The sequence below is a fragment of the Ferrovum myxofaciens genome (assembly GCF_000735045.1).
GTDB classification, from domain to species: Bacteria; Pseudomonadota; Gammaproteobacteria; order Burkholderiales; family Ferrovaceae; genus Ferrovum; species Ferrovum myxofaciens.
The window spans coordinates 1-3,269 of record NZ_JPOQ01000204.1; the positions used below are offsets into that span (position 1 = coordinate 1).

General features: G+C 53.9%; 5 protein-coding genes. All 5 read right to left on the reverse strand.

Features of this window, described 5'->3' with window-relative positions:
• Positions 1 to 121 precede the first annotated feature (121 nt).
• The 5 genes from IV91_RS0112800 to IV91_RS19550 are packed head-to-tail and all read right to left on the reverse strand — an operon-like array spanning position 122 to position 3,111.
• The gene (locus IV91_RS0112800; protein ID WP_031599061.1) at positions 122 to 358 is read right to left on the reverse strand and encodes a hypothetical protein; all 237 of its coding nucleotides are present in this window, start codon (positions 356 to 358) and stop codon (positions 122 to 124) included.
• Positions 355 to 1,053 (reverse strand): RNA ligase family protein, encoded by a 699-nt coding sequence (locus IV91_RS0112805; RefSeq protein WP_031599063.1) that lies wholly within the window; start codon positions 1,051 to 1,053, stop codon positions 355 to 357. Before IV91_RS0112805 ends, IV91_RS0112800 begins: the two co-directional genes overlap by 4 nt.
• 3 nt (positions 1,054 to 1,056) lie before the next feature.
• Positions 1,057 to 1,590 (reverse strand): hypothetical protein, encoded by a 534-nt coding sequence (locus IV91_RS0112810; RefSeq protein ID WP_051862722.1) that lies wholly within the window; start codon positions 1,588 to 1,590, stop codon positions 1,057 to 1,059.
• Positions 1,571 to 2,980 (reverse strand): DUF3696 domain-containing protein, encoded by a 1,410-nt coding sequence (locus tag IV91_RS0112815; RefSeq protein ID WP_031599067.1) that lies wholly within the window; start codon positions 2,978 to 2,980, stop codon positions 1,571 to 1,573. Before IV91_RS0112815 ends, IV91_RS0112810 begins: the two co-directional genes overlap by 20 nt.
• Complete coding sequence (locus tag IV91_RS19550) at positions 2,980 to 3,111, reverse strand: hypothetical protein (protein ID WP_264753760.1); 132 nt, start codon at positions 3,109 to 3,111, stop codon at positions 2,980 to 2,982. Before IV91_RS19550 ends, IV91_RS0112815 begins: the two co-directional genes overlap by 1 nt.
• Positions 3,112 to 3,269: the final 158 nt, after the last annotated feature.

Consider the following 3,269-nt stretch of genomic DNA (forward strand, 5'->3'; position numbering starts at 1 on the left):
CTCCGATCTGTATCGTTTCACCCAGCACAGCCATTCGTAACCCCCTCCCGATCATCTATCCTTGATGATCGGAGTATGCCGGGGTCAATCCTCCCTGAATACAACGCCGCTGGCTTACCGCTTACGCCCGAAACGCATCAGCAACTTTCGCTGGAAAGCTGCGCTGTAATTCCGGCAGCAAGGACTGTGAACCCGTTTCGAAGAGCACGTGATAAGCGCTACTGTCCAAGCCAACGAACGCGCGATTGGCATGACGTGCCGAGGCCAAGGTAACACCACTCACGTCCGAGGCCACAACATGCTCAAAGCCATTGTCGTTGCCGGTTTTCTCGATGAGGGTGCGTTGTAGAGGGTTCATTCCGGAATCCCTGATGAATTGACAATGCGGTTCCACTCCAGCGCCCGCTTGCGCCAGTGGGTGTCGATGGCTTGCGTGAAATCGGGGCAAACCAGCTTGGCGCGGGCTTCGCACCAGTCGGCGGATTCGCGGCGGATGACCACCCCTTCCAGTGCACCGGCGCGATAACGGCTCGCGGTGTCGCCGACCAATTTTTTCAATGTGGGAACCGTGGCCTTGCCATGCAGCACTTGCGGCACGGTCACCAAGCCTGCGCTACGTGCCAGTGCATTGCGACGTGCGCTACTCCAGAACCGATCCGCACTGCGGTCGTACACATCAAACAGCAGAAACCAATCCGGCAGCGTCGCGTAGCCCAGCGAATGACGCGCGGCGCACCACTCTCCAAAAAGAATGAGATTGGGCTTGAGTACGGCGCGTAAGCCTTCGCCGTGTTGCGCTAGCCAAGAGGGCAAGCGGGCGAACTGACCGGCGTGAGGCTCCGCTAGATACTGCCCCCGGTTTTGCGCGCGCAGAGTGCCATCTAGGGCGAGAGACAGGCCGACATTTGCGCCATCCAGTTTTTCCTCCACCACCACATCTCCCGCTAGCAACGCCGTCACCTCATTGGGCGACATCACCTTGTCGTCGCGTGGCGAGCCTTCGCCCAGCCAAGCTAGGTGCGGCGTATGTGGAAAGCGGAAGAAGTCGGCCATGGCTCAGTCCGGCAATGCAGGCAGTGGTTTGCCGGGGAACTTATTGCGATAAAACCCGCAAGCATCCTCAGGGCAAAGAAATTCCACACGAACTCCCTTGGCCTGCAAGGCAGGCCACCAGTCCAACCATTTGCAGTCTGCTGCCTGCCATACAGATGGCTTATCAGGATGAGCGTGAGCGACTGCCGCGAATTTGCGATCAGGTGCATCAAACGCAGGTTGCAAGGTTGTATCCGGGAACTCGGCGAATTCATTTTCGGCCAACTCGGTAAGGCTGATTTGCTCCACTCGCGTAGGGTTTCCTGCTTGGCGTAGCAACCATTTCAGGAACACATCGCCAACACCTTTTGGTGGATTTAGGCTGGTTTTGTTTTGATATTCACCCAGAATGCGAAAACCATCGTCGATGACAGTTACGCCAGTCTTTTTCATAGCCTGCAGGCGTCGCACACACTCGGTTACACACTCCGTCGATACGTCAGCATGCTGCTCGTTGGCAACCAACAGAACATTGGTATCAATGACTGCCCGCATCATTTGCAGCCTCCTTGGCGAGTTCTTTCTTACGCTGCATCGCCGCCAAAGTGCGGCCAGCGATATCAGCCATTTCGTCGCCGAAGAAGTTTTCAGGCCAATTTTCGATTTCGCCAAACATATTCAGGCGTAGCGGTTCCAATTCGGTGGCGGAACCTGCGCGACGGCAGAAATAGACGGCCACATCCTCTGGTGCCACTGCTCCTTCGGCGATGCGGCGTTGAAGGCGATTGAGAAAATGTTCGGAATGGCTTTCGACAATTAGCTGTACATTGCGCTCTTTAGTGTTTTCACGAGCCTGCGTGGCGGAAATAAACACATCAGCAAGCTCGGCCTGCACCTGAGGATGCAGATGAATTTCTGGTTGCTCCATCAAGATGGTCGAGTTCGGGGGGCAATAAAAAACCTGAACAAGAGCAGGTAAAACCTGCGACACGCCAAAGCCAATATCGGTAATTTTGACTTTGCTGGCTGTGGCGTGGGTTTTGACAACGACCTCATATTCCTTTCTACCCTCAGCTACAGGCTTCACTTCAAAGCTTTCTATGATCCCTAAATCTTTGAGCCATTGCGCGATAAAGGCATCAAAGCGGGTTAGGTGCTTTTTAGGCCCACGGTTAAGTTTCCGATCTTGCGCGCTGGCCGCCAGAATGGCGGCAACGGCAAACTCACCTTTTTGACCAACGCTTTCTGGCGTTTCGCCAGACCATGAATAGATACGTTTGGGGTGCTCTCGCAGGGGACCGAGGTAGTAAATACTTTTCAGCGCCGCTTCTGTATTCAGCGCAAAATCCGACAGGAATTCCGCATTTTGAAAGCGGGCGCGGCTTTGATCGGAAATACGGTAAAACTTGTCTGGCTCATCCAGCGGCCAGCTTCTACCTGTATTGCGTACAAATTTGTATTCGTTGGATTCGATTTCGAGCTTACCTTTTTCGTCCCTGCTGTAGTTGACAGCAAGCTGACCTACGCTTTTGCTCAAGAGTTGGTACGTCAGCTTGTCCACCCTAGGCTGCTGCTTGGCATCCGCCGAGAGCGTGACTGAAATCTTTAATTCATCACCCGCAAATTTCTTTTTGCTGAGCGGATCGCGCGCCTCCAGTTCTTTGCCTGGCGTTTTCCATCCCAGCTCAAACTCCAATGCATTCTGCAAATCGTGGTTATGCAGGCATTCTGCAAACGTGCCCAAATCAATCAAGGCATTATCGTCGCCCAAATGTAGCGGGCGCTTTCGGTCTGCCGATAATGTGGTTTGTTTGAGCGCCAGCAACAAATGGCCCAAGCTGCTCTTGCCCGCGCTATTGGCACCAAAGATCACCGTCAGAGGCGCCAGTTTGATGGGGCCGGTGTCCTTCCAAGCCTTGAAGTTTTTCATGTGCAAAGAGGTCAGCATCAGTGCAATTCTCCTGTTTCAAATTTATCCCACGCCGCCAACACCAGCCGCTGGGTTCGGTATTCGCCGAATTCGCGCTCTTCGTTTTTCTTGAGCACGCGGAAGGTCTCAGACGGATAGTCCTCACCCATGATGTTGGCGGGATCGAGGATGTAACGCAGCTGTAAGCGGTAAGCCAGCGGCGTTGTATTTTCCTGGATAATTTTTCTGCATACTCCTCTTCAGATTGTGACACAGGAGAGCAGGTATGGAAACCAAGCGTAGCAGGAGAATTCGCCACAGCAGGCAG

Excerpts from the sequence above, each read along its gene's own strand:
- IV91_RS0112800 (WP_031599061.1), bottom strand. The coding sequence starts at position 358 with ATGAACCCTCTACAACGCACCCTCATCGAGAAAACCGGCAACGACAAT.
- IV91_RS0112805 (WP_031599063.1), bottom strand. The coding sequence starts at position 1,053 with ATGGCCGACTTCTTCCGCTTTCCACATACGCCGCACCTAGCTTGGCTG.
- IV91_RS0112810 (WP_051862722.1), bottom strand. The coding sequence starts at position 1,590 with ATGATGCGGGCAGTCATTGATACCAATGTTCTGTTGGTTGCCAACGAG.
- IV91_RS0112815 (WP_031599067.1), bottom strand. The coding sequence starts at position 2,980 with ATGCTGACCTCTTTGCACATGAAAAACTTCAAGGCTTGGAAGGACACC.
- IV91_RS19550 (WP_264753760.1), bottom strand. The coding sequence starts at position 3,111 with ATGGGTGAGGACTATCCGTCTGAGACCTTCCGCGTGCTCAAGAAAAAC.